Source organism: Pseudomonas sp. SWRI50 (assembly GCF_014269095.1).
Classification (GTDB): domain Bacteria; phylum Pseudomonadota; class Gammaproteobacteria; order Pseudomonadales; family Pseudomonadaceae; genus Aquipseudomonas; species Aquipseudomonas kermanshahensis.
In genome coordinates this window covers 1-351 of sequence record NZ_JABWRW010000080.1, presented here as the reverse complement: position 1 = coordinate 351, position 351 = coordinate 1, and the positions used below count along the sequence as shown (strand labels likewise).

Sequence of the window (351 nt, the reverse complement as noted above, 5' to 3'; positions counted from 1 at the left end):
AGACGGTCTGCCGATCGATAACCACGCGCCGTTGTACTTCACCCTGAGTGACGGCAAAACGGTCATCACCGTTCCGGCCAACGGCACCACCGGTTCGGTTACCGTGACTGCCCCGGACAACGTCTACACCGGCACTAATCCACCGGTCGAGCAGAGCCTGCAGGCGGTCAGCGGTGCTGACGCTTGGAAGTTTGAAAACCTGGTTCTGGACAAGACTCCAGTCAGCACCACTGTCACTGACGAGCCGGGTACCCCAGGCAACGAAGGCGATGTGGTCAAAGTCACCATCACCGCTGATCAAGTCTCGGTGGCGGAAAACGTCAAACCGACCTTCACCGTTCACATCAACAC

At 58.4% G+C, this 351-nt stretch carries 1 protein-coding gene; it reads left to right on the top strand.

Annotated elements, in window-relative coordinates; all coding sequences use genetic code 11:
• Nucleotides 1–351 (top strand): immunoglobulin-like domain-containing protein (locus tag HU750_RS27045; protein WP_186683396.1); only part of this gene is annotated, 351 nt, incomplete at both ends.